The 349-nt window shown below is 40.1% G+C and carries 1 protein-coding gene; it reads right to left on the reverse strand.

Annotated elements, in window-relative coordinates; translation table 11 throughout:
- A partial coding sequence (locus ACFIO5_RS11435; protein ID WP_375705473.1) for a DUF475 domain-containing protein occupies positions 1-349 on the reverse strand: 349 nt, incomplete at both ends.

Raw genomic sequence — 349 nt, forward strand, 5'->3', positions numbered from 1 at the left:
AATACAAACCCCTACCAGCCCTGTTAAGACTTCAGGAATCGATAGAAGAGTTTGCAGATACATAATCACTGCGAGAACTAAAATTGCATAAAAAGCCCCATGTTCCAAATAACGATAATGCAACAATATCCCCGATTCAACCAACATAATCGTCATAGAACGAACGTAAAATGCACCTATACTGAGACCAATTGCGATAATAAAAAGGTTATGGGAAAAGGCAAAAGCACCAACCACACCATCAAAAGAAAAACTAGCATCTAAAATTTCTAGATAAAAAAACGCGCCTGCCCCCCCCTTGGCAACCGTAGTTAAAGCTGTTTTTGGAGCATCCAAGAGTGAACTGACC

It is taken from the genome of Bartonella sp. AA86SXKL, from assembly GCF_042196885.1.